Source organism: Reticulibacter mediterranei (genome assembly GCF_016587455.1).
In genome coordinates this window covers 1057973-1082223 of the sequence record NZ_BNJK01000002.1, presented here as the reverse complement: position 1 = coordinate 1082223, position 24251 = coordinate 1057973, and the positions used below count along the sequence as shown (strand labels likewise).

Sequence of the window (24251 nt, the reverse complement as noted above, 5' to 3'; positions counted from 1 at the left end):
CCCGTTCCCGTCTGGACTAGCTGTGTAGGCTGGTGGGAGCCGGTCGATGTTCGCCAGGGATAACAGATCGTGAGCTGGCCGCAGGGGGTTGATCCCACCTCGTTGCCTGCGCCTGCATACAGCACGGGAGATCGAGTGCAATTCGTGCGTGATGAAACCTGTGCGCGCGAAGGGGTGATCTGCCAGGTACTTTTGCGTGGAGGAGCCTATGGCCCATTGGAAACGCAGGAGGACGCCATACGACGCTGCTACCTCGATGCCGAGAATATTCTGATCGTCACTGCGCGTGGACACGATCATCGCATCACGGCTGGCAATATCCTCGGACGCTTTGTGTCCCTCCAACGCCTCTCACCGATCTTTCCCCTACAGGAATAGACGAACATCATGTGTTCATCAGGATAAGCACCAGGGACAGGTCTTTTTGCTTGTAGGGGTAGATTGCCCCCTCAAGCACAACGGAGCGATAAGCAACAAACGAAGCTTGCACACGAGTTCTTCCAACGGGCCAACACCGCTCAGGCAAACGTTTCGACAAAGGACAAGAGGGCGAAGAGATCCTCGACGGTGACACAGCAGTAGAGAATCTGCTGCTCATCATCCTGACGCTGAAATGCACATAAATAGGCTGTTTCGTGTTGCCTGCTCGCCATCGCGGTGCATTCCTCAAAACCGTGTTGCTGGAGTCGGTGGATGGCCTCCTCCAGAGTACCGTGGACGCTTGTACCCATAGCTATCTCCCTTTCCTTACCAGATGGTGCCATACTCTTTTGAGAGAGAATCTAGAGGGACTGACACGGATTGTCAATGAAATCTTCATAAAAATATGGTTCAGCGAGAGAACAGGTGATGGATTGGCTGCGGTTCTCTCATGCTTGTCTAGATCGCGTGTCGTGTGTGCTCCTCGGGCAGCATCGCTACCACCACGTAGAATCCACAAACGGTTCAGGCCAGCGTGACGCCCACCGCACGGGCACAAGCCACCGCAGCCACACCTATGGAACTGCTGCCGACACCAACAGAGCAGCCATCTCCAAGCGCCATGCCATCGCCGACACTCCTTCTTGAGGATTGAGTTCTGGCGCATAAGCAGGCAGGCGTTCAAGAGCAGCGCGCATCTGCTACAATGAATGTACAGGAGGAGGGAGATGGGAACAAGTACGCAAATCTATGTGACTGAAAGGTGGAGTCAAGAAACGGCTCTTGACCACTTCCGTGGTGTACGGTTGGATGTCAGTCATTTTTTTGCAACGAGCTGAGGGTGGTATTCACCCGATTTCGTGGAGTTATCTCCTTTGAAGATGAAGCGAGACATGGAAGCATGGGCGCTCAAGGCCTATTCGCCTCAGGAAGTTAGATGGTTTTGTGGCGAAGTGGAGCTTCTAGGAGTTGCCTCCCACTGACGACGAAGCAAAGCTGTCAATTGCCTGCCGTTCCGATCCAGCATCCGTTTGCTCAGTAAGTGCCGATCCGTACCCGAGATCTGGTCTGCCTTCGCTATGAAAACACGACATCATCGGCGTGACGTAGACCAGAGGCACTCATAAGGCAGTTACTCCCAAACAGGGCTGCTAAGCCAGGAAGTAACGTCTCCCAATCTAGGCAGCAGTGACCCAGGCAGACGAGGAGAGGGAGATGCTCCCTCTCCTCGTCTGCCTCCTCATCAATGGAGATGCCAAGGAGATCTGCCAACGCTTTTGTCGTCTCAACTACGTAATGAGCGATTTCGGAACGAGTGAGATGATACGCATGTTCCTCCTCAAAACGCTGCCTCCATCTTGATGATTGAGCTTCATCAAGATCGTGGATCAGCTCGCCGCTTGCTTGTAGCAGGGGAGATGATGCGCTAAGAACTGGTGAGAGGTCGAGAATAACCAATCAGCCATTGTTTGCGATGTTGGTCGCTTTTCTTCATTCTAGGGCAGAACTGAGGAAATTTAGAAATTTTCTAAATTTGTCGCTGCCACGTTTTGATGAGAGAAAGACATGAGCCTCTCGCAAATGGCACGGTCCATAGGCTTCCATGGCTGTTGCTTTTCGTGGGGGGAGCAGAACCGAGGTTCGCGTTTGATCGATTGAAATAACCTATCCAGATCAGGAGATGCATTAGTATACCGAATTTTGAATTCCTTTAGAGGGCAACGTTTCTTCAAGTAGAGAATAGAGAGTGGTGCGAGAAGTCCTAACAACTTCATTGCGCCCATCGCTTCCCAAAGAGGAACACGCTCATGCCAAGAAAACCTGCGCTGCTGTTATCTCTGCTCAACCTGATGCTCAAGCCCATAGCAAGACAGACTTCAATACAATCGAACCAGCTTCTCGCGCTCCCCCAACATCCTCCTCCCCATGATCACGCAGCGTGGCGTATCTACTGGCAAGCCCAAGATCAACCCTGGCGTACTGAGCCAGAGATTGATGTCAAGCGTCAGGAGTATCTTTCAGTGCGGCGTGCCATTTCTCCAAATATTCAGCAAGGGATTTATCCTTTTCAGCAGGTGAAGCTCAATCGAGCAGATATCGAATGGTTACTCTCAACCCATGAGAATGGTCATGGTCCAGTGGATTGGAGTGATGAGTGTCAACGGGAACGCGAAGGGATCGATCTGCGAGGAGCCGATATACAGCACGTGAATCTGAGTTACTTACCGCTAGCAGGCTTACGAGGGGGTCTCACCTGGAATGAACGGAACGAAGCCACTCAAGATCAACGAAAAAAAGCTCAAATGCAGATGGTAGGGGCCAATCTCTTCGGAACCCAATTGCAAGGAGCTAATCTCAGAGAAGCACAGTTACAAGAAGCTGACTTGAGGCAAGCTGACTTGCAAAAAGCAGATCTGCGAAGAGCTTGTCTGGAAAAATCCGACCTCAGAGGAGCACAACTGAGACAAGCTGACCTCAGAGGAGCCTTGTTACAGGAAGCTGATTTGAGGCAAGCACGATTGCAGGAAGCGAATATGAAAGGAGTTCGATTAGAGAAAACCGATCTGAGAAATATCCTATTCAGTGATCCGTGGCACTCAGCCCCAATGTGTGCAGATGTGCTCTGGGAGAGCATCTACCTTTCTGGAATTCAATGGTCGCAGGTACGCATGCTTGGTGATGAGCACGAAGCCAGAAAGAGCAAACACAAAGGGAAACGGAAAAACAAAGCTCTGCGTTTGTCTGAGTATGAGACAGCGGTCCGTGCCAATCGGCAACTAGCCATTGCACTTCAACAACAAGGACTGAATGAAGAGGCATCTCGCTTTGCTTACCGTGCTCAATGCCTACAGAGGCGTGTCTTTTGGTTGGAGATAGTCCAGCCAAGAGCAAAACTGAAGCAAAAGGGACAAATGTGTAGCGCCTGGCTCTTTTCCTGGTTTCTCTATCTCATAGCAGGCTATGGCTATCAGCCCAGCCGTAGCTTTCTTGCCTATTTTCTCGTGATCGCTAGTTTTGCTACAGCCTACTACCTTCTTGGTTACACTGTCGGACCAGAGCTTTCTCCACTGGGAGCTTTAGTCTTCAGTATGACTAGTTTCCACGGTCGTGGCTTCTTTCCAGGTACAACTGTCTCACTCGATGATCCGCTAACGGTCCTGGCCGCACTAGAAGCGCTGGTGGGGCTGATCACCGAAGTGACATTCATCGCCACCTTGACCCAACGGTTCTTCAATCGGTAAATGTCTCTGACTGTGGATTCAGCGCTTTAGAGAAATGACGTGTTGAAACTCCTGAAGCCAAATTGTTGTTACTGACAGATGTGGCTCGCCGAGCTATCTGAGCCACATCAACAAAGTATTTGGGGCAAATAGTTTCCTCTCCACGCACCAGGTGTCCAAGGATCTAGGAGCCATTACTAGAGTGGCAAGACCAAAAAGATGTCCACGATATGTGCTCTCCTTGTGTGTGAAATTGAGCCCCTCGCTAAACGCGTGCTCCTTCGGCTTTTCTTCTGCCCTCAGCGCTGTGAGGAGATGGCAGTGAAGCGGCTCATAACCGAGCGATTATACCCTTTCCCAGACAGATGTATCGCGTGTCAAGCGAGGAGCAAGTACCACGCACTCCTCGCTCTCGGCTCAATCTTCGCTTTCGCCTCTCCCTTGGTAAATGACTTCCGATATGAGCGACTTCCACCAATGCACTTGAGCAAACCGCTTCCCATCTGGTGTATCAGCAAAGAAGAGTGGAAATAACGACGAGATTTCTCCCCCTTTGATACGCCGCCGATCTCCTGCGCGTAGCGTCGAAAATCGGGTGATAAAATGCTGCCACGCTTCCCCGGCTCATCCTCCGTCAGCCGCAGCTCGTTCATACAGAGGGTTCTTCCGTTCTGTGATGCAGACGATGAGTAGTTGGTGAGGAGATAATGAGCGTTCGATGGGTCATTGCTCTTGCAGCATGTTTCTGTTTTACCCTATACTTGAAGGGATATCTCAAGTGAAGGATCATTGGACTTCTATGAACAGGCAAAAGCTTTCCTCGGGGCATGGAATGCTGCTGGCGGCGCTACTGATCATTGGTGGCGTGAGCAGTTGTGGCAATATATCTCCCCCCGCCTCATCGCCAGGAGCGCAGGTGAGGCCAACCGTTACCGCACAGGCAACAGCCGTTTCATCAGTGCCACAAAGGTTTGTAGGCAGGGGCATTGATTTAGCGAATGGCTTGTACATGGCGAGCGTGCAAGTGGGCTGGGCCAGACCATATACTCCTACTGGTCAAGGTTCGTTGTTTCGCACGACTGATGGAGGCAAGGACTGGAAGCAGATCACCCTCCCGCAAGAACCAGCGGGGTGGGATTTCCTGCTCAATGTGTTCGATGAAGATATGGCTTTCCTCCAGCCATTCCAACCTGCCAATACAAGCACTGTTTTCCCCCCTTACTTCTATCGTACCGTTGATGGTGGGACGACATGGCAACGTTACAACTGGCCCACAGCGCCAGAAATCAAAAGGCTCGGCATGCAAGCGTCTTCGTTGACCTTTCTTGATCACACGCGTGGCTGGGTGGTGCTGTCGCCGTCAGACCAGAAGACCTCGACAGGTGGGAGCAAGAGAACGTCATCTTCATCGAGAGATGCGATGCTTTTCCATACCACTGATGGAGGCAAGACGTGGCAACCTCTCCCTCATCTCCCCCAACCTATGCTGGTAGCCTCGCCTTTATTGACTCACAAACAGGACGATTCAGCACTGCTCTCGACGGTTCCCAACGTTCTGATGGATCTTCCGAAGCCGCGCTCTATGAGACCCATGATGGTGGGTCTACCTGGAAACCGTCGTCTGCCCTTCCCCTTCCTGCGCAGGAAACCTCGAAACCCAGTACCATAGATACTCTCCCGTTTTCCACTCACGCTGATGGGTATCTCACGGTCTCATTTGGGAAAACAGACGCGCATATCGCAAGATATCTGTATGCAACACAGAATGGTGGAAACACGTGGCGGGTTGAGGGGGCGGCCCTTCCGACGAATCCTACCTACGAAGTGAATGTGGTAGACACCACCCATATTGATGATGGATACTTCTTGTTCACGCTCTCCAACGGACAGTGGGGGCAAACGTCGAGTACCCCTGTAGGGGGTGATGTAACCAGGTGGAGGGTTGAGTTTCTCTCTCCACAGGTAGGGGTGGCGCTGGTGGATAATACAGATGTCTACAAAACCAGTGATGGAGGGCTGAACTGGCGGCTGATCTCTCTCTTGCCCACATCATAAATCTGGCGGTATCGACATCTTTTGCCAGGAGAGGGTATCCAACGCGTTGGTCGCTTTGCGTGGACCAACGATACATCAAAGCGGTGTAGTTCTGACCGGCTCTCCTCTACCAGAGAGTTCTTGTCTGGTAGAGGAGAATCAAAAACCATCCAGACGGCAAGGACGTGGTGACCGCTCGGAGTGCTCAAGTAGTTATTTATTTACAACCTTCTCTGCTGGTATTTTAGTTATGGAGCGGTTTGCTCAAGTGCATTGGTGGAAGTCGCTCATATCGGAGGGCAAGTGCTTATGTCGGAGGGCTAAACCTGCTCACATCGGAAGTCATTTACCATCCCTTCAACGAGGGAAATGCCAAGCAGGTCGGCGAGTTCGGTGGTGACTTGAATGAGGGAATGAGCGACTTCGGGGCGAGTCAGATGAGTTAAATAACGACAAAAACACCCTCATGCACAAAATATGGACCTGTTCGCCAAACGTGTGCTTTTTTCTGCACGACTACATAATGGGTGTGGGCTTGCTGCTCAATGAACAAAACCTGCGCTCTCATTCAGACGTACATACAATGAGGCCCTGGAGAAGGACCCCGAACCATTGAGAATCCCAACGGGAGAAAACGAGACATCATTATGATAGACTATCGAGCACAACGCAAAGCCGACCGTCGGCAGATGCGCGGCTCCTATGAAGGGGTTGGCGGTCTGATCGGGTTGATCGTGATCGCGAGCCTGGCGATGATCCACCTTTGGCAACTTTCGATCCTCGCCTTCATCGGTCTGCTCTTCTTTTTTCTTGTGCTGAGGCTCATCCTCTTGAGCACAGCTCATGCGATGAAGCGGCAGCAGTACAGCCAGCCGAAGCAAGAACCACCTTTCTATCAGCAACCCTCTCACCCTTCCCGGTTGTGTTGCAAAAATGATAGGTTGCCAACAAGCGTATGATCTTGTAAGCTCTGGAGTATTCATAGAATCAAGAAGAGGTAAGTTTATGAAGGCTCCGAGTCTTTTCAAATGGCGTCATTTCCAATCCGACATCATTCTATTATCTGTGCGCTGGTATCTCCGATACGCGTTGAGTAGTCCACCACAGTAAAGTTGATGCCTGGCTGCTCCTTAAGGTATGCTGAGAAAAAAAGGAGCAGAACCGCATGGCCCTCATCCACAAAGTCTGTCTGAGCGACGAAGATCGGACAACATTGCATGACCTCCTGAAAGTGGGGGAACATTCCGCCCGAACCATCGCCAGAGGATACATCTTATTACTAGCCCATCAAGGCAAATCGGACGACGAAATTGCGCAGACGCTGGAAGTCGGTCGGGCAACGGTCCAACGGGTTCGCAAACGGTACTGTCAAAAAGGGTTAGATCATGCGCTCACTGAATTCCCTCGTCCTGGCGCAAAGCCTCGACTCGATGGGAAGCAAGAAGCCTATCTGGTCGCGCTTGCTTGCAGTGATGCTCCCGAAGGCCGCACTTGCTGGACGCTCGAATTGCTCGCGAACCGACTGGTGCAATTGCACATCGTGGACAGCATTTCTGATGAGACAGTTCGTCGCGTCTTAAAAAAAAGGAACTCAAGCCCTGGTTGAAAGAAGAGTGGTGTATTCCGAAAGTCGGGGCGGAGTTCGTCTGGCGGATGGAAGATCTCCTGGATTTGTACATGCAGCCCTACGATCCAGCGTTCCCTGTTGTGTGCATCGATGAGCGTCCTTGTCAACTGATTGGACACCTGCAACCACCCCAACCAGTGCAATCGGGTCGCCTGGCTCGCGAGGATACGGAATTTTCGCGCCATGGTGCGTGTAGCACTTTCTTGATGTTTGAGCCACAAGCGGGTTGGCGGCATGCTCTGGTCAAAGCCACCCGCACGAAGCGAGATTTCGCCGACTGTCTCAAATACCTGCTTGATGAGAAATATCCCTCTGCTTCCAAAGTGCGGCTAGTCCTCGATAATCTGAATACACATACGCCTGCTGCTCTGTATGAAACGTTTCCTTTCCCAGAAGCACTCCGTTTGGCAAAAAGGATCGAATGGCATTACACACCACTCCACGGGAGTTGGTTGAATATGGTGGAAATTGAGTTATCGGTCTTAGTCAACCAATGTTTGAAGAGGCGTATCAGCAATATCGAGCAACTCCGTCAAGAAATTGCTGCATGGGAGCACGCACGCAACGCGCAAAAAGCCATGGTGCAGTGGCGCTTTACTCCTCCCGATGCACGCATCAAACTGAAACACTTGTATCCCTCACGCGAGGAAATTCCTTCTTAAGGGAACGAGAACCAGGCATCACCTTCAGTGTGGGGGACTATTGAGTTACCGGGATTTGGAAGAAATGATGCAGGAGCGAGGACTCACCATCGATCACACCACCATCTACCGCTGGGTTCAGCACTATGCTCCTGAGTTCGAGAAACGCTGCCGTCCTCATCTCAAAGCCTGCAATGACTCCTGGAGAGTAGATGAAACGTCCATTAAAGTGAAGAAAGCCTGGATGTATCTCTACCGAGCGGTCGATTCTGAGGGGAACACGATCGAGTTCTTCTTGAGTTCGACGCGCGATGCCGAGGCCGCCAAACGCTTCTTCTGCAAAGCATTACGATCCTCAGTGGAAGCCTCCTCTCAAGCTGGTTCAGTGGATGAAAACAAAACGAGGTCTTTTGCGCCAGTTGTTCCCCTCGTTCCCCGGTTCGTTCCTCGGGTTATCAATGTCGATAAGAACGCCGCCTACCCCAAAGCGATTGCGGAACTCAAAGCTGCCGGAGTGCTGCCGGAACAGGTGGAACTGCGACAGGTCAAGTACCGGGGCAATCTGATCGAGCAGGACCATCGCTTCATCAAACGTTTAACGAAATCGGGTATGGGCTTCTTTTCGTTTGAGACAGCGAGGAAAGCCCTGCAAGGCTTCGAGATCATGAACATGATCAGGAAAGGACAGCTACAAGGCGTAGCCAAAGAAGACGTGAGAAGCCAGGTGGCCTTGGTTACCCAGCTGTTTGCAGTGATTGCCTAAACGGAACAAGTGGGGCCATTTTCTGCTCATCTTGTTTCCTTTCCATTTCTTGCAACACAACCTTTCCAATTGCTTGCGTTGTGTTTCGTCGAGCTCAACTTGATACTTTTTCATCGAGCCTCCTTGAGTTTGTGTCAATTGCAATCGGTGTGTCGTCCTTTTGGTACTGCTCCCTGTCGTCTGTTTGAATTGCTCCGCTGAGAAATCGGTCAATGACGACAGGGAACAAGGGAAGAAGGACGACACCGAACGATCTCATTTACAGATACCTCAGAACAGAGGACTCACCTGATCAGCTTTCTTCCATACCTTCCGCGCCACGAGCCTCCTCGCGTCCGGCCTGGCGGATATGGCGGTTCAGCGTAAACAGCAGCGCGCACAGGAACAGCGCGCCCCAGGAGATGAGCAGGGTCGGGACAGCCCCGATCTGCTGGAGCAGCAGTCCGGTGACGAAGAGCCCCAGCGGGCGGGCAGTTCCCGGAAAGAGCCGACAGACGCTGAGTACGCGCCCGCGCAGTTCTTCGGGGATAAGTTTCAGTCGATAGCTAAAATAGGCCACATCTTCGATCGGATCGACCAGGCCAACTCCAAAATCGACCAGGCCCATCATCCAGGGAAACGGCACCAGCGCGTACAGGGGCCAGAGGAGCACAAATGCCCAGCGGCAGAGGAGAATAGACTGTCCGACACTCAGCCACTTCCTCCACATCGGTGCCAGCGCCGCGCCGACGATCGAGCCAATGCCTCCCAGCGCGAAGATACAGCCGATGAGAAAGGACGAAGCATGCTGCTGCTGAGCCAGTACGATGATGATCAACGGGAGGCCAGTGCTAAACAAGGCTCCGGGCGCTGTCAGCAGGGTCATGGCACGAATAAAGGGCTGGCACCAGATCCAGTTCATGCCAGCACGCACCTCTGCCAGCAGATGGCGGCGCTTGATTCCGCGCTGTCCCTGGAAGGGGACGCGAATCAGCAGCAGCGTCAGAATGGAGACGGCATAAGAGATGGCATCAGCGAGGAAAGGCAGCGCCCGGCTCAGGCCAAAAAGCAGGCCGGAGAGCGAGGGTCCACCAAGCGCGGTCGTCCCTTCCATTACCTCATCCAGCGCGACCGCAGTTGACAACTGGGCCTCTGTGGTGACCTGACTCAGACTGGCCGTGTGCGCCAGGCCGAAAAGCCTGGCCAGCGTTCCCTCGACCAGGGCCGTTATGTACAGTTGAGAGATGGTCAGGTGGCCCGTAGCGAGAGCCAGTGGGATGCTGGCCAGGCTCACAAAGCGGCCCAGGTCGCAGAAAAGCATCACGCGTTTGCGGTCCCAGCGATCGACCAGCACACCAGCTGGCAGTGCGAAGAGCGCGGCGGCCAGAGCATTCAGACCAGCAACCAGACCCGCCTGAGCCGGTGAGCCAGTCACTGCCAGCACGAGCAACGGAAACGCCAGATCCGAGACGCTGCCTCCTATCGAGGAGATGGCCTGGCCGAACCAGAGCAGCAGATAGTCGCGATTGCGCCAGAGCGATCCCGCTCCAGGCCGCGTTTTTACCGTATCGCGTGTCATTGTCATCGGGACAATCCTTTCACCAGTTGAGATCAAAACAAAAGCGGGCAAACAGATACCGTCTCAACTGCGAGGCGAGCGCGGAATGGGTCGATGAAGCGACAAAGACAAGCAAACCGGGAAGCCAAGCAGAGAGACCATATGCTACCCGGTCAGTTGGAAGAGATGGTTAAGAAACGAGAGGGAGAAAACAGTACACGGCAAATTACCACCCGGCGCGCAAAAACGCCGGGCTGAAAAACGCGCGTGGCACCATTTTCAGCCGCATAAGCCAATAACTGTGCCGGGCTTATGCGGCGTGGATGCTTGTGTTGCGATTACGGTTGCGATGGATCATCCATCCGGGGATTTTCAGTTCCCCCATCAAAGAGAGAGATTGCATAGCTCTAGAATAACAGAAAACCTGCTTACCCTGCAAGAGTGTAAATGAGACCAAGCCGCTCTGCTGTCGTAGCAACGGGAGGTTTCGCGACTGAGAGGGGTGCAACTAACTCATTTGTAGAAGTCCTCTATTGATTGATTTAGCATGCTGCAATGCTCGCACGTTAATAACTAAATAGATCAAAGTATTGAGGTTGGCGACAGAACGTCCGTTGTGGACGGATGGCGGCATTCGATGCCAAGCTCTTTGGCCTGACTGTTGATGCGTTCACACGATGTTCGCTGGGTGTAAACCGCCTTGTAGAGCGGGCTGGTGCGATCCATCAGGAGGCGAGCGCGACCTCCTGGTTCGTCATTGATCTCCTTTTGGCATCCTTTGCCCTTGAGAAATTGCTCGTGATCGCAGCTCTGACCAACCGCGAGAGGAAACAAGAGCGGGCAGCGGTAGCGCAAGGCGCGATAGCCGTTGGTGTGAGCATAGTGGAAGGTGGGGGACATACGCAGTCCGATGGGATAATGTGGGGTGCCATCAGGGTCAAAGGTGGTGGTGCTACGCGCATTGAGCGGGATGGCAGCGATCCCTCCCCGACGCGCCACCGTGTCGTAGACATACCACGCATCATAGGCGGCATCAGCGGTGATATGAGTGGGGAAGTGATCGAGGGCCAGGACGCTTTGGTGGTACAGCGGGCGGAAATAGGTGATATCGCCTTCATTGAAAGGCAATGTGTGTTCAGCCAACACGATATCGCCATAGTCTGGGGTGGTGGCAGCAGCGACGCCGGTTCCATAGCCCCAAATGAGTTCCTTTTTCTCTTCAGTGGTTCCATCTGAGAGTTCTTTGTTGAGGCTCGCGTTTGACCCCAAGCTTGCAGTCAGGATCACCGAGAGGAATGCGCATTTTGTCATAGCGGTCTGGGACATAGGCACGCCAGTTATTTTCTTTGACCCAGGAGTAGATGTGCTTCACATCGAAGGCCACAACTGAGCCGAGTCCAGGGATCTCCTCCTTTAAAGCAGTGACAGTAGCAGCAAGCAAGTCACTGAGCAAGGCATGGTCGAGCTTCCGCAATTTTTCGCCGAACCAATAGCGCGTAGGAAGCGTCGCCTCGACATCAAAGCCATAGTCGGCGCTCGGATCAAGCCGCAAGTCAAAGCCCAACTCGATGATGAGCAGAGGATGCCTGCACAAAAAGTCACGCAATTGCGAGGCTGCGATCAAGCCTTCTCTGATCCGTAGCAGAAACGCTTTGAGGTAGGCGGAGAACGGATGGCCGTGGGAACCGTAGCAGTTGGAACGGCGGGCAAGGCCCTCGATCAACCACCGACCAATCAAAGAGAGCAAAGAAGGCACGATAGTCCTGGACAAGCGGATCAACATCGAGCAGGGAGGCGAGGGTGGACTGGTCAAAGCGAACAGATGCAGGTATCTGAACTATCGACTCCTTCGTGTGAGTGGATGTAGTTTTTTGATACTCTGCACGAAGGGTTTTTCTTGTTGCAAGAGGCCCAGGACGTTTTTGCTACAGGAACGGGAATCGTTTCAGCGAGAAGTGACTTGCTCGATTTTTGCTCGACCAGCAGGTGAAGAAACGAGGGATGTATTCGTGTTCTGATCGAGAAAAACGGCACATTTCCATTGGAACGTTACTTGCTCATGTTTTTGGGGAAATGCTCTTCGATCCGAAATCGGAGAAATTCCCGATTTCCATAAATGAGTTAGTTGCACCCCTCGTTTGAGCGATTGAAACACATCCTGCTGCATCTTGCCCTGTTCACGGCTGATATGTAGCAAGAGCAGGCTTCGCGTTTGAGCGATTGAAACGTTGCGCAGTTCAGCAGGAGCCTGCTGGTACGCATCAGTAGCAAGAGCAGGCTTCGCGTTTGAGCGATTGAAATACTTGCAGCTTGCGCCATATAATATCTTGTACAAGGTAGCAATGGGCGGCTTCGCGTTTGAGCGATTGAAATATTGTGCTGATGATTATCCAAGCCATTCTGGGTGATGTAGCAATGGGCGGCTTCGCGTTTGAGCGATTGAAATCCCATCCAATAGCTCATGCATGCCAGGATGTGTCTTTGGTAACAATGAGTGGCTTCGCGTTTGAGCGATTGAAATATACTGCTCACCAGGCAATCCCCAGAGGATTTGTTGATGTAGCAATGAGCCGCTTCGCGCTTGAGCGATTGAAATTTGACTTTCAGCTTATGGCCGATCAAGACGCAAAAAGTAGCAATGAGCCGCTTCGCGCTTGAGCGATTGAAATCTTGGAGTCGATATGGACCCTCAAGGACATTTGAGCGTAGCAATGAGTGGTTTCGCGTTTGAGCGATTGAAATTCGGGGCGGGATGTGTTGCATGCGTTCTGTAATGGTCGTAGCAATGAGTGGCTTCGCGTTTGAGCGATTGAAATAATCCTTTTTGGCTGTACTCAATCCCGACGATGTTGTAGCAACGGGCGGCTTCGCGACTGGGCGATTGAACCAATGTAGTTATTCGCGGCGACTCGACGCGCTTCAATGTGGGAACAAGGCTTTTCGCGACAGAGAGGGGTGCAAGTAACTCATGAATAGAAATAGGGAATTTTCTCGATTCTGGATCGAGCAGTGTTTCCCCAAAAACACGAGCAAGTCACTTTCCAATGGAAATCCACTGTTTTTCTCGATCAGGACACGAACACGTCCCTCATTGCTTCATCTGCTGGTTGAGCAAGAATCGAGCAAGTCACTTCTCGCTGAAACGACTCCCGCTCCTGTAGCATAAACGTCCTTTCCCTCTTGCGAGAAGAAAAACCCTTCGTGCAGAGTAGTAAAAAACCACATCCACCACACGAAGGAGTCGATAGTTCAGATACCTGCATCTGTTCGCTTTGACCAGTCCACTCTGGCCTCCATGCTCGATGTTGACCCACTTGTTCAAGAATACCGCGCCTTCTTTGCTCTCTTCGACTGGTCTGTCGTTGATCGTTGGCTTGCCTGCCGCTCAGCCTGCTATGGCTCTCACCACCATTCCCTCACGGCCTACCTCAAAGCCTTTCTGCTACGGATCAGAGAAGGCTTGATCGCAGCCTCGCAATTGCGTGACTTTTTGTGCAAGCATCCTCTGCTCATCATCGAACTGAGCTTTGACCTCCAGCTTGATCCAAGCGCCAACTACGGCTTTGATGTCGAGGCAACGCTTCCCACGCGCTATTGGTTTGGCGAGAAGCTCCGTCAATTGGACCGCACCTTGCTCACCGACTTGCTTGCTGCCACCGTTGCTGCGCTCAAAGAAGAGGTCCCTGGGCTGGGAGAAGTGGTTGCCTTCGATGTCCGCGCACATCTACGCCTGGGTCCGCGAGAACAATCCGTGCGGCATCAGCTCCATTCGTTGTCACTCCCACAGATTGAAGTGCTTCTACCAGCCGATCTGTCATCCGTGCATACCGCTGGGCCAGTCCAGGAAGCCGTTCTGCAAAAATGCGTTGGGAACACGAAACCTCACAGCAGATCCACTTGCGCACCAACAGTTTGAGTATCAAGCGCCGTGCGCCAAAGGTGACATCGGCAATGGTGCGGACATAGCGGCTATGGACCCGAGAGCCTAGCGTCCCACATCGTGGGCAAAGAGCACGTAATGAGGCGGTCTGAAGATGGACGATGATGGTCTGATCCTGGACCTCGATGGTCTCAAGGCGTACCGTTGAAGGAAAGGCAAAAACAGGGGGTGAGATCGATGGAATGCCTCCAGATAACTCAAATGATTGGAACTGATGCTATTCTACCACAAAGTCAAGTCAGTAAGCACACCGAATATGTCCCAAAACCATTTTTTAACTTTGACTATTTGTGTCTGCGTATTGAATACTTCCCTCTATCCAGCCGTCAATGTATTCTTCAATCTCCCGCATAGTGTCAGTTTGCGTGAACCCATCGAGGTATGCGGTGAGATAGAAAAAGAAAAAATGATAGCAGTAATACGCCAGCCGCTCCAAACGAAGGGTGTGTCTAATGCCGTTCTGACACAGAGCCTTAGAAAAAGCGTCCCTTGCCCAATCTCGGCTGCACATGACCCATGCGTCACGTTCCGGCGGCGCGAGGATGGGGGTGTCCCAATCCACGATGAAGTACCTGTCGCCGTTCACAATCAGATTTCCTCCGGCATCGCCGTGGGTGATGAAGAAGTCCGCTGTGTCACCTTGGCACAGCTCGGCAAAGTATTTCAACCTCTTGGCTCTTTGCTCCAACTTGGCGCGATGTTTCTCAAGCAGTGAGTGAATCTGTATGTTATCCAGCACGTTCCATTGCTCGAAGAACGTATCGGCACTTTTGCCCGAAAAATCTTCACGTCGAATGGGAACGCCACAAGACGGAACTGCATAGACCTTCGCCAGCATTTGATATTCTGGGATTTTTGTCGCGTCTGTTTCTCTGTTTTCACCGTCAATCCAGTCGAAAACGCCGAGTATTGCGCCGTCAAATCGTGTGGACAGGTCGTCGTCTTTTGTCTTTACGATTCGGCTGATGAAGTCAATGCCGTGGTCACATAGGTGCTGGATGAGAGAAAAGCTGCGTTCATAGACGGCTTTATGCGCGGCGGGGTAAACCAGTTTGAGAAAATAGCTGCTATCCGTAGCGTCCAGCCGCCACGTTTCACCGTAATAGCCGCGTTTTGCGGGAGCTAGTACGGCGGCGCTTATTCCATATTCCTGCCTAATGAACTCAAGCAGACGATGTTGGTATTCCTCGGAACGGGGGATGTTGCTGTACAATTCTTTCTCGCTCCTTTGATTGAAACTGATGCTATTGTAGCGCAAAATCAGGCCGAGGAGGCACATCGAATGTGTCGAAGATCCGAAGAGAGAGAGAATTGCAGATATATTGAGATGGTGTTTTGAGAAGGAACATGTGTATCATCTCACTCGTCCCGAAATCGCACATTACGTGATTCATGTGACGAAAGAGCTAGCTGACCTGCTTGGGATCTCCCTGGGCGAGGTGATACCCAAGGGGTGATCTTGCCTCCAGCGGGGGAGCGACTGGGTGACTCCCTCGCGCCCTGCCACCTGGATCGGGGGGATCGCTCGAAGGCAGGAGCTTCATGTGCTTGGTGAGCCAGGCCAGAGAGGCGGTGCACCCTTCCTCACCCAGGAGGGCCAACCCCCATTTTAGCTCAAGGAGGGGATCACGTGCAGGAGCCGTCCATCTGGATCTTTTTGGTGCTTCTTCTGATCTCATCTCTTATGGTCCTCTCTTGGAACGAAGCTCTTGGAGGTCTTGCCATCTCCCTCTTTTCAGTATACTTGTAGGTGCACATCTATCAGCCTCGTGGTCTTGGCCTGCTTGGAGAGCCAAGCGACGTGAAAAGCGAACCAGCGATCAGAGTGGAAAATTGACTGGCATCGGAGGTGATCCTCGCCCTCTGCTCCCCTCCGCTTGAGAAGGAGGCCGGACGATACCACACTGTTGAGGCAACGGTGGTGAACTGTGAAGCGGTTCGCGGATTTCAATTGCTCAGCCTCGAACCCCTATTGCTCTGGCGGAAGGAGACGACGCGTATGTGCAAACAGGGAGATTTCAATCGCTCAAACGAGGGCGGCGCTCAGGGAGAGGGAGAGGCCCAACTCCAGATGCTGGCTGGTGGTCACCTGCCGGCTCCAATACGAGAGATCAAACAGATGCTCTGACACCTCAGTCCTCACTGGCTGGTAGTGCAGAGCAACACGGGTAGTTCCATGAGCGGCATCCTCTTGCGCCCTCACCTGGATCATTTCCCTACTGAGTGGGCGGGTTAGGCCATAGCCCAGCAGCGCGGAGAGCACAAACCTCACCCGACGCTTTCCGCAGTGTACAAGCAATGGTTCTGTCTCCGTATGGATGATCAACAGCGTGCGAGGAAAGAGGGCTCGCTGTTCTTTCAACAGCTCGCGGGCCACTTGTACCAGATCACTCTTCTCCGCAGAGGCGAGAGCCAGACGCTCATCGTACAGGAAAGCCAACTCCTCAAGCAGGGTGAGCAAGTAGTGAACGCGCCGTAGCTGACCGCTGGGAGCCTGGGTGAATGTCTCCAGGAATGATTGAACAGATCGACGATGCTGTAGCATCACTCGACATCGAGCTAACAGAAGAAGAGATCCGACAACTAGAAGCACCATACACTCCGCGCTACGACTTCCAGGGAATCTCCGACGATGCTCAGCTGCAGGCGATCATGGCGAAAATACCACAATTTACTACTGCGAACTGAGGAAAACCTGTCCCTACTTACCCCCAAAAAGAGCATACTCATCGAGTATGCTGGATCAAATGCTGCTGTCATTTAGCCGATCATTTCTATGCTTTCTCATGAGAAGAAGGGAGATCACAAGCAATTCATCTGAAGGGTGTTATCCAGGAAACGCTTGAAGAGATCTAAAGAAGCGAAGAAGTCAGCAGAGTCACTACAGTCGCATGTCCATCTCGTTGTGCATCCCGTAGATAGTAGTGACTTAACAAATTAGCATCGAAAACCTTACATCATCCCTCTCTCCTCATAGGAGGGGGGAATGTTATAGATTGGAATAGTTTGTGGCAGATAATCCATCTAGTAAAAGAGATACAAGAGAAAAGCTCAGAGAAAAACGCGAAAAACAAAGCCAGCAGGGTTCATCTCAAGATTCAGATGCGTTACGTTTCCATAATCTTGATACAAGTCACGAAGGGACGCAATTTCGTACAAGTGCTTTTCTTGATGATGAGGCAAGTTCCCCGGAAGCCAGGAGAGGATCAATACCATTCTCTGGGAAATATGAAGATTCATCTCCGAAGACATCTAGAGAAAAAACACAAGTATCGATGCCGCCTATACGAGATTCTTCTATGCCTGCTATGTTTGGAGACCAAACACACCTTCCATCCACACTTCCAGATACACCAGGCAACTATAGTAGTACATTTTTTGATGATAGCAGGTCCTCCATAGGAGGAGAATCAAGGCAGGGAGATTACCGCAAGGAGAGTGTAGCATCTTCATCAGATTACAAAGCATTCTTAGCGAGAGCTAGAGAGGCAGATCAGAGGAGACCATCTCTATCAACGCGAGCGGATGAAGAGCGTCAATACAGCCTGATGGTTTCTACGAGAGGGAGTGGCAGTGAGAAGAGCACGTCTATGATACCTGAGACTCCTAACATCTGGCGTCCGAGTCAGCCACTTGGGCCTGCCGATACCACGAGTCCCTGGCTCGTGGGGCCACATGGGTCTGCCGAGGCTACGAGCGAGAGGCGCATATCTGTGGCCTCAGGCTACAAAGCCTTTGAGAACTGGCAATTTGGAGATCCGACCGCGATAGATCATTCGCAGACTCAAGCGTTTGAGACAGGAGATACATACGTAAGTCGTATTGACAATCAGCTAGAATCCTCGGGTGCCAAAAGACTGGCTAATATTATAGATTTTCTCCATACAAAAACAGGAGAAGATGCGAGCCAACTTATCTATTCCACCGCAGCGATTGGTGGGAATGAAGTAAAAGTTGACTTAATCCCCGTAACAACGAAAGATCCAATGACAGGTCAAGATCAACCTACGGCACGGGCGCGGTTTCAAGGGTATTTCAATACACCCTTTGAGAACTCTTATTATATGACAGCGGCAGAACGGACCACCCTGGACACACACATTCTGGGCAGGCAGAGTGCTGTGGCAAGGGCTAACGCAGATTTGACTTCTGGGTGGTAGCTCACCTCTCCCATGAGAGGTTCTCTCAGAACTCAGAACAAGCCCCATTTTGTGGTATACTCAGGGTCATTGAACGCATCTTCATGAAGAGTCATCCATGAGTTGTCGTCAAGGCACTGATGATCAGAAAGAGCAGAACAGCAAGGTTATCAACTCTCGTGTGGTTTTGCTCTTCCTGATTTTGCTTTGACCTCCTCATATGTCGTTCTCTTGCGTCTGATACTGAGTGGCTTTCCCCAACCTCGATCTTATCCATTGTGTTCGAGCCTTCGAGACAGATTATTCTGGATCTGTTTCATGGTTCGCATCATGTGTGCCAAGTCTTCTTTGCTTACTCCTTCTAGCAACTCCGCCTCGAAGGTATCTGCGTGGGTACCCATCTCCGAAAGCACCTGTTGTCCTGCTGGCGCGAGGGAGACGAGGGTAAAACGATTGTCGCGGGGATCGACCCGGCGGATGATCAAGCCTGCCGCCTCCATTTGTTTGGCAAAACGCGTGAGCAATGTTCCTTCCATGCTCAAGCGGCTCGCTAGTTCCGTCTGGCTGATTTCCCCTGCATGCCACAATTCATGCAGAAAGAGCAGGCGAGAAAAGCTCATGCCCATCTGTTGAGAGAAGGTTCGCGACATATCTCGATGCAAATGGGTGAGCAGCACAAAGGGATTCTTGCCCTCTTGTTCTGGCGGCAGATGCTCTTCTTCTGATCTCATAGCGACCTCACGGCAGAAAAACCAGGCGACGACCAGGTGTGTCTTGAGACTGCCAGGCGTTCTCCACCTCGGCTAGAGGGACCGGGTCAATATCCATACGCAACTTCCCCTGTGCAGCGAGCGCAAATATCTGGGGAAAGGTGTCATAGATCGCCTCTCGCGCAATGCTGCCTCCCCCACTCCCAGAGATTTCCAATCCACAACTGCGCAAGACCGCAGCCGGAATGGAGGCCGTCGATCCGGCCATTTCCCCAATGGAGACAAAACGAATGCGAGACGCCTCTCCCTGGAACGCTGGGCGAGTCAATGCGCCCATCACTACTTCGGCGGGGTGTCCCCATAAAAAATCAAGGATGATGTCACATGGGTGGTGAGCAGCCTCGTTCGCCACCATTTCTGTCAGTGTTTGATCCGACTGGTTCAGGGAAATCACTGCATCAGCTCCAAGATCTGTCAACGTAGCAAGGATGGCTTGGTTGCGTCCGGCAGCCACGACACGTTCAGCTCCAAGCTGCCTGGCAACTAGGATGGCAAGTTTGCCAGAAACGCCTGTCGCCCCCAGGATGAAGACGCTTTCCCCGGGCTGGAACTGTGCGCGAAAGACCAACGCAAGCCAGGAAGCCAGAGCCGCGTTGGGCAAGGCCGCAGCGGTGAGGTCATCGATCTCATCAGGGACGGGGATACACTCGGAACGAGAGACGATAGCGCGTTCGGCCATCATGCCATACGGGGGCCGACACCCGCCACAGTAGACACGTGTCCCATCCTCAAGCAGCCCAACCCCGTTCACCCCACACACGACAGGAAACTGGGGAGTGCCGTTTGCTCTCATTTTGCTCAAGTTAGTCAATGGGGCGGCTTTGACACGCACAAGCACTTCACCTTGCTCTGGAGTTGGTTCTGGAAACTCTTCAAAGCGAGGTGCTTCCCCAGGCATATGCAGGACAGCAGCTTTCAAGGACTCTTCCCTTTCTTTTCCCATGCACTGCTAATAAGTAACGAGTTGATAATCAACTCATTTATGATTGATAGGTTTATCATAAACAACGAAGAAGAAGTTGTCAATCCGTTCTCAAAGCGAAGAGGAGGTTGTCCCTTTGTTCTCTGCTTTCTATAAGCCTCGTTGCGCATTCCGTGGGCAGCTCAGCTTTTCGCAGAGAGCCATGTTGTCTCGTGAGCATTGGAGGACAACAAAACCCATGAAGTGCTTCATCCTCCATTTGCCTTGAGATCATTGGGTTGGCAAGGTGGACGAGCCAATACGTCGCGCTGCGTGTTGTGCTCAGTCGTCTGTCTCTAGATTGTTCGATTTGTTCGGTTCTCTGTCCTGTGCAACAATCGTAGCTATCAAAACTATCGCAGTTCATGTATCTGACGAAGACAAAAAAGAGAAGCGACGAGAGTCAAATCGCTTCCCCCAAGAGAAAGCGCTTCCAAAGCCAAGCAAGCATCAGGAACCGATGAGTGAGGAGAACACACGTGGACGTGAAGAAGCTAGAAAGGTTTTTGTAGAGAAGACAGGTAACACGATGCGCGTGCGAGAAGAGGAAGCCTGAGAGTCATCTGCGAGGTGCCTCTCACGTGAACGCCCAACGGTTGTAGAGAGCAGACGACTCTCATCCAGAAACACGTAGACACCTGCACCAAAGGTGACACCTGCTCGACGCGTCGCGTCCACCAGCAATACTTAAGTGCTTCTGCTTGTGCAACCTCACTTGTGTTTCATCCCCTCGCAGGCGTAGCTGATAACAGGTTCAGATGGGTACAACAAGCTGAGTTGCAAGCCGACGCGGGAGGAAGAGAACCTATTAACTCGCCCACCAGACTGCCTCAAATGCGAACGCTATGCACATCTCTCTCATAGAAGACGCGAGCAGGACCGGGATAGTAAAATTGCATGAAGGCTTTTCAGGTGTTTGAGGCAAGCCGTCATCATCAACTAGTATGCTTGGAGGGACTGCATCTCTTTCGTATTCCAACACATCATAGACAAATACATGGAATGCAAGTGGATCAATGAAGGGGAGAGAGGTGGAATGAACCCCTAAAACCGGTTCATGCACACTTTCGATGATGCAAGACCCGTAGCCGCAGCAGGTCAAAATTCGCCCGGCCATACATGCTGCGCTTTAAAAACTTCAAGCGATTGACATGTCCCTCGACCATCCCATTGTTCCACTTAAGTACCAATCCAGCTTGCACTGCCTGTTGATCCTGACGCAGTTTGTTCACAAATGCCCGTAATTCGGGGATGCCTGAGTGAAAAGCGGCGTGAAGCCATTGATCTAAATCTTCGCCTCGGCGATCTCGGAGCATTTGAGCAAATTGCTGGAACAAGGTATTGAGGTGCTTCACCTGGGGATGGGTCTGGCAAACCTGCTCAAGGGCCAGGCGTTCCTCTTCGTCCAGGTCAATACCACAGCGAAGCATCAGACCCACAGCGCGCCGTGGTGTCAATTCGACTGAGGTCGCTGTCTGACTCACTTCGATCCCTTGTTGCTCCATCCGGCGCAGTCCCAGGAGAAACCGCTCAATAGTCATGCGTGAACCTCTGTATCCGCGAGTCGTCACCTCGCGGAACAAGCCAACGGCATTGTGCTCTCCTTCGACCCAACGCGTTCGCAGATACGTTTCATACGGTGCCAGTATGCCTGGGTGAACTGGCCGTTCTGTTCGTTCGGGAAACGTCTTCGCACGGGCATAGCGAATGACGGACTCCCGATGGAGATGAAGTCGGCGCGAGATTTCTTTGTGTGAGAGTCCTTGCTTGGCCAGCAATTGGACGGCTTCGTATCGCTCGACGAGCTTTGCACGTGCCTGTTGCTTCCGTCGCTCGCGCTCCGGACGCTGATGGCGCAACAACGGCGAGGCAGAGGCGGCTGGCTTGGTCACCAGATGAATGGCTTTTAATGCTCGACGATGCTTACCCAGGATTTTCTCGGCAACCTCTGCCAAGTTGCGGAACACATGGAACCGATCTGCCGTTTGCAACGCTTCTGGAGCACCAAGGCGTGCTCCACGGGCAAATTCTCCGCCTCGATCCCGGCTGATGAGTTGTACTCCTGGGTGATTCTTGAGCCAGGTTTCCACGCTAGCCGCGTGACGGTCGGGCAACAAATCGACAGGAGTTCCTTTCTCCAGATCAATGAGAAGCGCGCCATACTTTTTCCCCCGTCGATATGCCCACTCATCAATGCCGAGCATTTTCGGTGTGGATACCGCTGGAGCAGACGTTTGGCGCAGCAATCTCAAAATGGTCATGCGAGAACCTCTCAAGCCGAGAAAGCTCCCCAGAGCGGCTGCGGCTTTTCCTCCCAGTGCAAAGCCCAGTTCGGCAAGGATTTCTTTACAACGAGTGGTTCGCCGTGCATATACACTGGTCAAATCAGGGAGCCGCTCGGCAAAAATCTTGCGAGAGCAGACCTCGTTTTGACAAAAAAAGCGGCGAACCAGCACCAGGAGCCGTAGGTTTTTTTCCCCCGCAAGGCAGGTCGGCAAGTGTGCGCGTGTAGTGGCTGTGAACACGGTGGGAAACCTGCTGACACAATGGGCAAGCTGCTTCGGCTGTTTTTACTCTCAGGAAGAGGGTGAGCAATTGTTGTGTGATTTCGATCTGATCCAGGCGCAAATGAGCAGGCAGACCGAGTAAATGGGTTGGTTGGATCATGGGTGAAATTGAAACCAGAAAGGGGTAGAAAACAACATGTACGGCTTAGTATATCACATCTTCATCATCGAAAGTGTGCATGAACCCTAAAACCGGACAGTGATCGAAGTCAACTTCTCCCAATCTGTTGTACACTAAGAAGAGCAAAACTAGAGAAGGAGAAGAAGAGATGCAGAAACGCCAGCACAGTCGCGAGTTCAAGCTTATGGTCGTCCGCCAGGTGATTACCGGGCAAAAGCGACCAGCCCAACTCTGTCGGGAATATAGCCTGGCTGAAAGTGTGCTCTCCCGTTGGCGCAAAGAATACCAGGAACGGGGAGAGGCCGCTTTCCAGGAGCCGGCATCTGGTTCGCCATCAACTGATGCCCAACGCATTGCAGAACTGGAACAGTTTTGTGGGCAATTGGCTCTGGAGAACACTGTGTTAAAAAAAGCGTTACAGGCTATGAGGTCAGGCGGCGGCATCTCATGATCACACAGGCACATGAGCGCTATCCCGAACTGAGTGTGCAACGGCTCTGTGATCTCTTCGCAGTGAGTCGGAGTTGGTATTATGAGCAGCTCAGCTCCCCAGAGCAGGATGAAGAGGAGATCGCCTTGCGTGATGAGATTGAGCGCATCATCCTGGAGTTTCCTGGGTATGGCTATCGTCGGGTCACGCGAGCACTTCATCGACAAGGGCAGATCGTCAATCACAAACGGGTGTTGCGCATCATGCGCGAAGAGTCGCTTTTGTGCCATTTGAAGAAACGCTTCGTGGTCAAGACCACTGATTCACGCCATCATTTCCCGGTCTATCCAAATGAGTTGGCAGGGGTGCTGCTCACAGCTCCTGATCAAGCCTGGGTGGCTGATATTACCTACATTCGCTTGAGAAGCGCGTTTGTCTATCTGGCAACGCTTCTGGACGCCTTCTCGCGACGCCGTGTAGGCTGGCACCTCTCGCGAGAGATGACCACCTCGCTCACCCTGGCCGCCTTGCATCAAGCCATCTGGGAACGCAAGCCGCGGCCTGGCTTGATCCATCATAGTGATCGGGGGATGCAATACGCTAGCCATGATTACGTTGAACAACTGAACCAGATTGGAGCTGTGATGAGCATGTCGGATGTGGACAATCCCTATGACAACGCCAAAGCCGAGTCGTTCTTCAAAACGCTCAAGCAGGAAGAAGTGTACCTCAAAGACTATCAGACATTTGCTGATGCACAATCCAATTTGGCGGTTTTCATTGAACAGGTGTATAATGTCAAACGATTGCATTCCAGTTTGGGATACCTCCCTCCCGTTGAGTTTGAGGCGATGTATGCCTCACTCCCCCGAAGTTGACTTGCCTTGTGTCCGGCAAAATGGGTGCACTCCAAGGAACTGCTTGCTCTTCCCCCTCTCATGCCGAACTTATTGCCCGCTGATCGTGCGTCGTCAGTGGCTCTTTGATCGTGCCTCCCAAGACGGGAAAGTGTGCCTATCCCACAGACAAAACGCACAATGGCGTGTATACTAGTGGAAATCCACAAAACACGTCTATCGT

27 protein-coding genes and 1 pseudogene are annotated in these 24251 nt (G+C 52.2%); 15 read left to right on the top strand and 13 right to left on the bottom strand.

Going from position 1 to position 24251, the window contains the following annotated elements:
* Positions 1 to 69 precede the first annotated feature (69 nt).
* Positions 70 to 378 carry a hypothetical protein gene (locus K3T83_RS43165; protein WP_220209330.1) on the top strand — a complete coding sequence of 103 codons (309 nt, stop codon included), beginning with the start codon at positions 70 to 72 and terminating at the stop codon, positions 376 to 378.
* Between the two features lie 140 nt (positions 379 to 518).
* Here the strand turns inward: K3T83_RS43165 and K3T83_RS43160 are convergent, their stop codons facing one another.
* The gene (locus K3T83_RS43160; protein ID WP_220209329.1) at positions 519 to 731 is read right to left on the bottom strand and encodes a hypothetical protein; all 213 of its coding nucleotides are present in this window, start codon (positions 729 to 731) and stop codon (positions 519 to 521) included.
* Between the two features lie 766 nt (positions 732 to 1497).
* Positions 1498 to 1878 (bottom strand): hypothetical protein, encoded by a 381-nt coding sequence (locus K3T83_RS43155; RefSeq protein ID WP_220209328.1) that lies wholly within the window; start codon positions 1876 to 1878, stop codon positions 1498 to 1500.
* Between the two features lie 350 nt (positions 1879 to 2228).
* On the opposite strand from K3T83_RS43155, the gene K3T83_RS43150 reads away from it, so the two are divergent.
* On the top strand, positions 2229 to 3662 hold the full coding sequence (locus K3T83_RS43150; RefSeq protein WP_220209327.1) for a pentapeptide repeat-containing protein: 1434 nt from the start codon (positions 2229 to 2231) through the stop codon (positions 3660 to 3662).
* 356 nt (positions 3663 to 4018) lie between these two features.
* Here the strand turns inward: K3T83_RS43150 and K3T83_RS43145 are convergent, their stop codons facing one another.
* On the bottom strand, positions 4019 to 4294 hold the full coding sequence (locus K3T83_RS43145; protein ID WP_220209326.1) for a hypothetical protein: 276 nt from the start codon (positions 4292 to 4294) through the stop codon (positions 4019 to 4021).
* A 146-nt stretch (positions 4295 to 4440) separates the two neighbouring features.
* Here K3T83_RS43145 and K3T83_RS43140 point away from each other — a divergent pair, with 146 nt between their 5' ends.
* The 7 genes and pseudogenes from K3T83_RS43140 (at position 4441) to K3T83_RS43110 (ending at position 8706) form a co-directional block, all read left to right on the top strand.
* Entirely contained in the window at positions 4441 to 5310 is an 870-nt protein-coding gene (locus tag K3T83_RS43140; protein ID WP_220209325.1) for a WD40/YVTN/BNR-like repeat-containing protein, read from the top strand.
* A gap of 161 nt (positions 5311 to 5471) precedes the next feature.
* A complete protein-coding gene (locus K3T83_RS43135) occupies positions 5472 to 5696 on the top strand; it encodes a hypothetical protein (protein WP_220209324.1) in 225 nt (74 codons plus the stop codon).
* Between the two features lie 239 nt (positions 5697 to 5935).
* Entirely contained in the window at positions 5936 to 6121 is a 186-nt protein-coding gene (locus K3T83_RS43130) for a hypothetical protein (protein ID WP_220209323.1), read from the top strand.
* A 201-nt stretch (positions 6122 to 6322) separates the two neighbouring features.
* Positions 6323 to 6634 (top strand): hypothetical protein, encoded by a 312-nt coding sequence (locus K3T83_RS43125; RefSeq protein WP_220209322.1) that lies wholly within the window; start codon positions 6323 to 6325, stop codon positions 6632 to 6634.
* A 46-nt stretch (positions 6635 to 6680) separates the two neighbouring features.
* Positions 6681 to 6770: pseudogene (locus K3T83_RS43120) on the top strand (IS6 family transposase); the annotation flags it as partial.
* A 70-nt stretch (positions 6771 to 6840) separates the two neighbouring features.
* Positions 6841 to 7964 (top strand): IS630 family transposase gene (locus K3T83_RS43115; protein ID WP_220208040.1). Its coding sequence is split into 2 segments (ribosomal slippage): positions 6841 to 7249 and positions 7249 to 7964, totalling 1125 coding nucleotides; the frame shifts between segments, so codons are not numbered across the junction.
* Complete coding sequence (locus K3T83_RS43110) at positions 7936 to 8706, top strand: IS6 family transposase (RefSeq protein ID WP_444544569.1); 771 nt, start codon at positions 7936 to 7938, stop codon at positions 8704 to 8706. Before K3T83_RS43115 ends, K3T83_RS43110 begins: the two co-directional genes overlap by 29 nt.
* 292 nt (positions 8707 to 8998) lie before the next feature.
* Here the strand turns inward: K3T83_RS43110 and K3T83_RS43105 are convergent, their stop codons facing one another.
* The gene (locus K3T83_RS43105) at positions 8999 to 10270 is read right to left on the bottom strand and encodes an MFS transporter (RefSeq protein ID WP_220209321.1); all 1272 of its coding nucleotides are present in this window, start codon (positions 10268 to 10270) and stop codon (positions 8999 to 9001) included.
* Between the two features lie 87 nt (positions 10271 to 10357).
* On the opposite strand from K3T83_RS43105, the gene K3T83_RS43100 reads away from it, so the two are divergent.
* Complete coding sequence (locus tag K3T83_RS43100) at positions 10358 to 10501, top strand: hypothetical protein (RefSeq protein ID WP_220209320.1); 144 nt, start codon at positions 10358 to 10360, stop codon at positions 10499 to 10501.
* A gap of 324 nt (positions 10502 to 10825) precedes the next feature.
* Here the strand turns inward: K3T83_RS43100 and K3T83_RS43095 are convergent, their stop codons facing one another.
* From K3T83_RS43095 to K3T83_RS58685, 3 genes are all read right to left on the bottom strand, one after another.
* Positions 10826 to 11512, bottom strand: a complete 687-nt coding sequence (locus tag K3T83_RS43095) for a transposase (protein WP_220209319.1) — start codon at positions 11510 to 11512, stop codon at positions 10826 to 10828.
* A complete protein-coding gene (locus K3T83_RS43090; protein ID WP_220209318.1) occupies positions 11463 to 12056 on the bottom strand; it encodes a hypothetical protein in 594 nt (197 codons plus the stop codon). Before K3T83_RS43090 ends, K3T83_RS43095 begins: the two co-directional genes overlap by 50 nt.
* A 132-nt stretch (positions 12057 to 12188) precedes the next feature.
* Positions 12189 to 12578 carry a hypothetical protein gene (locus K3T83_RS58685; RefSeq protein ID WP_444544568.1) on the bottom strand — a complete coding sequence of 130 codons (390 nt, stop codon included), beginning with the start codon at positions 12576 to 12578 and terminating at the stop codon, positions 12189 to 12191.
* A gap of 47 nt (positions 12579 to 12625) precedes the next feature.
* On the opposite strand from K3T83_RS58685, the gene K3T83_RS58680 reads away from it, so the two are divergent.
* Entirely contained in the window at positions 12626 to 12901 is a 276-nt protein-coding gene (locus K3T83_RS58680) for a hypothetical protein (RefSeq protein ID WP_444544567.1), read from the top strand.
* Positions 12902 to 13538: 637 nt separating this feature from the next.
* A complete protein-coding gene (locus K3T83_RS56680; protein WP_236065200.1) occupies positions 13539 to 14159 on the top strand; it encodes a hypothetical protein in 621 nt (206 codons plus the stop codon).
* 298 nt (positions 14160 to 14457) lie between these two features.
* Here the strand turns inward: K3T83_RS56680 and K3T83_RS43080 are convergent, their stop codons facing one another.
* The 3 genes from K3T83_RS43080 to K3T83_RS43070 all read right to left on the bottom strand — a co-directional run bounded on the left by K3T83_RS43080 (position 14458) and on the right by K3T83_RS43070 (position 16728).
* The gene (locus tag K3T83_RS43080) at positions 14458 to 15396 is read right to left on the bottom strand and encodes an aminoglycoside phosphotransferase family protein (RefSeq protein ID WP_220209317.1); all 939 of its coding nucleotides are present in this window, start codon (positions 15394 to 15396) and stop codon (positions 14458 to 14460) included.
* A 193-nt stretch (positions 15397 to 15589) separates the two neighbouring features.
* Positions 15590 to 15862, bottom strand: coding sequence for a hypothetical protein (locus K3T83_RS43075; RefSeq protein ID WP_220209316.1), 273 nt, complete (start codon positions 15860 to 15862; stop codon positions 15590 to 15592).
* Between the two features lie 347 nt (positions 15863 to 16209).
* Positions 16210 to 16728 carry a hypothetical protein gene (locus K3T83_RS43070; RefSeq protein WP_220209315.1) on the bottom strand — a complete coding sequence of 173 codons (519 nt, stop codon included), beginning with the start codon at positions 16726 to 16728 and terminating at the stop codon, positions 16210 to 16212.
* Positions 16729 to 17191: 463 nt separating this feature from the next.
* Between K3T83_RS43070 and K3T83_RS43065 the strand changes: the two genes are divergently transcribed.
* The gene (locus tag K3T83_RS43065) at positions 17192 to 18343 is read left to right on the top strand and encodes a hypothetical protein (RefSeq protein ID WP_220209314.1); all 1152 of its coding nucleotides are present in this window, start codon (positions 17192 to 17194) and stop codon (positions 18341 to 18343) included.
* A gap of 248 nt (positions 18344 to 18591) precedes the next feature.
* On the opposite strand, the gene K3T83_RS43060 is transcribed toward K3T83_RS43065, so the two are convergent.
* From K3T83_RS43060 to K3T83_RS43050, 3 genes are all read right to left on the bottom strand, one after another.
* Entirely contained in the window at positions 18592 to 19053 is a 462-nt protein-coding gene (locus K3T83_RS43060) for a MarR family winged helix-turn-helix transcriptional regulator (protein WP_220209313.1), read from the bottom strand.
* 7 nt (positions 19054 to 19060) lie between these two features.
* Positions 19061 to 20011, bottom strand: a complete 951-nt coding sequence (locus K3T83_RS43055) for a quinone oxidoreductase family protein (protein WP_220209312.1) — start codon at positions 20009 to 20011, stop codon at positions 19061 to 19063.
* A gap of 1097 nt (positions 20012 to 21108) precedes the next feature.
* Entirely contained in the window at positions 21109 to 22578 is a 1470-nt protein-coding gene (locus tag K3T83_RS43050; protein WP_220209311.1) for an ISL3 family transposase, read from the bottom strand.
* Between the two features lie 311 nt (positions 22579 to 22889).
* Between K3T83_RS43050 and K3T83_RS43045 the strand changes: the two genes are divergently transcribed.
* Positions 22890 to 23192, top strand: coding sequence for a transposase (locus tag K3T83_RS43045; RefSeq protein ID WP_220209310.1), 303 nt, complete (start codon positions 22890 to 22892; stop codon positions 23190 to 23192).
* The gene (locus K3T83_RS43040) at positions 23189 to 24049 is read left to right on the top strand and encodes an IS3 family transposase (protein ID WP_220209309.1); all 861 of its coding nucleotides are present in this window, start codon (positions 23189 to 23191) and stop codon (positions 24047 to 24049) included. The genes K3T83_RS43045 and K3T83_RS43040 overlap by 4 nt, the downstream gene beginning before the upstream one ends.
* Positions 24050 to 24251: the final 202 nt, after the last annotated feature.

Excerpts from the sequence above, each read along its gene's own strand:
- K3T83_RS43100 (WP_220209320.1), top strand. The coding sequence starts at position 10,358 with ATGAAGCGACAAAGACAAGCAAACCGGGAAGCCAAGCAGAGAGACCAT.
- K3T83_RS43150 (WP_220209327.1), top strand. The coding sequence starts at position 2,229 with ATGCCAAGAAAACCTGCGCTGCTGTTATCTCTGCTCAACCTGATGCTC.
- K3T83_RS43160 (WP_220209329.1), bottom strand. The coding sequence starts at position 731 with ATGGGTACAAGCGTCCACGGTACTCTGGAGGAGGCCATCCACCGACTC.
- K3T83_RS43140 (WP_220209325.1), top strand. The coding sequence starts at position 4,441 with ATGAACAGGCAAAAGCTTTCCTCGGGGCATGGAATGCTGCTGGCGGCG.
- K3T83_RS43040 (WP_220209309.1), top strand. The coding sequence starts at position 23,189 with ATGATCACACAGGCACATGAGCGCTATCCCGAACTGAGTGTGCAACGG.
- K3T83_RS58680 (WP_444544567.1), top strand. The coding sequence starts at position 12,626 with ATGATTATCCAAGCCATTCTGGGTGATGTAGCAATGGGCGGCTTCGCG.
- K3T83_RS43125 (WP_220209322.1), top strand. The coding sequence starts at position 6,323 with ATGATAGACTATCGAGCACAACGCAAAGCCGACCGTCGGCAGATGCGC.
- K3T83_RS43045 (WP_220209310.1), top strand. The coding sequence starts at position 22,890 with ATGCAGAAACGCCAGCACAGTCGCGAGTTCAAGCTTATGGTCGTCCGC.
- K3T83_RS56680 (WP_236065200.1), top strand. The coding sequence starts at position 13,539 with ATGCTCGATGTTGACCCACTTGTTCAAGAATACCGCGCCTTCTTTGCT.
- K3T83_RS43060 (WP_220209313.1), bottom strand. The coding sequence starts at position 19,053 with ATGAGATCAGAAGAAGAGCATCTGCCGCCAGAACAAGAGGGCAAGAAT.
- K3T83_RS43145 (WP_220209326.1), bottom strand. The coding sequence starts at position 4,294 with ATGAACGAGCTGCGGCTGACGGAGGATGAGCCGGGGAAGCGTGGCAGC.
- K3T83_RS43105 (WP_220209321.1), bottom strand. The coding sequence starts at position 10,270 with ATGACAATGACACGCGATACGGTAAAAACGCGGCCTGGAGCGGGATCG.
- K3T83_RS43070 (WP_220209315.1), bottom strand. The coding sequence starts at position 16,728 with ATGCTACAGCATCGTCGATCTGTTCAATCATTCCTGGAGACATTCACC.
- K3T83_RS43075 (WP_220209316.1), bottom strand. The coding sequence starts at position 15,862 with ATGAGATCAGAAGAAGCACCAAAAAGATCCAGATGGACGGCTCCTGCA.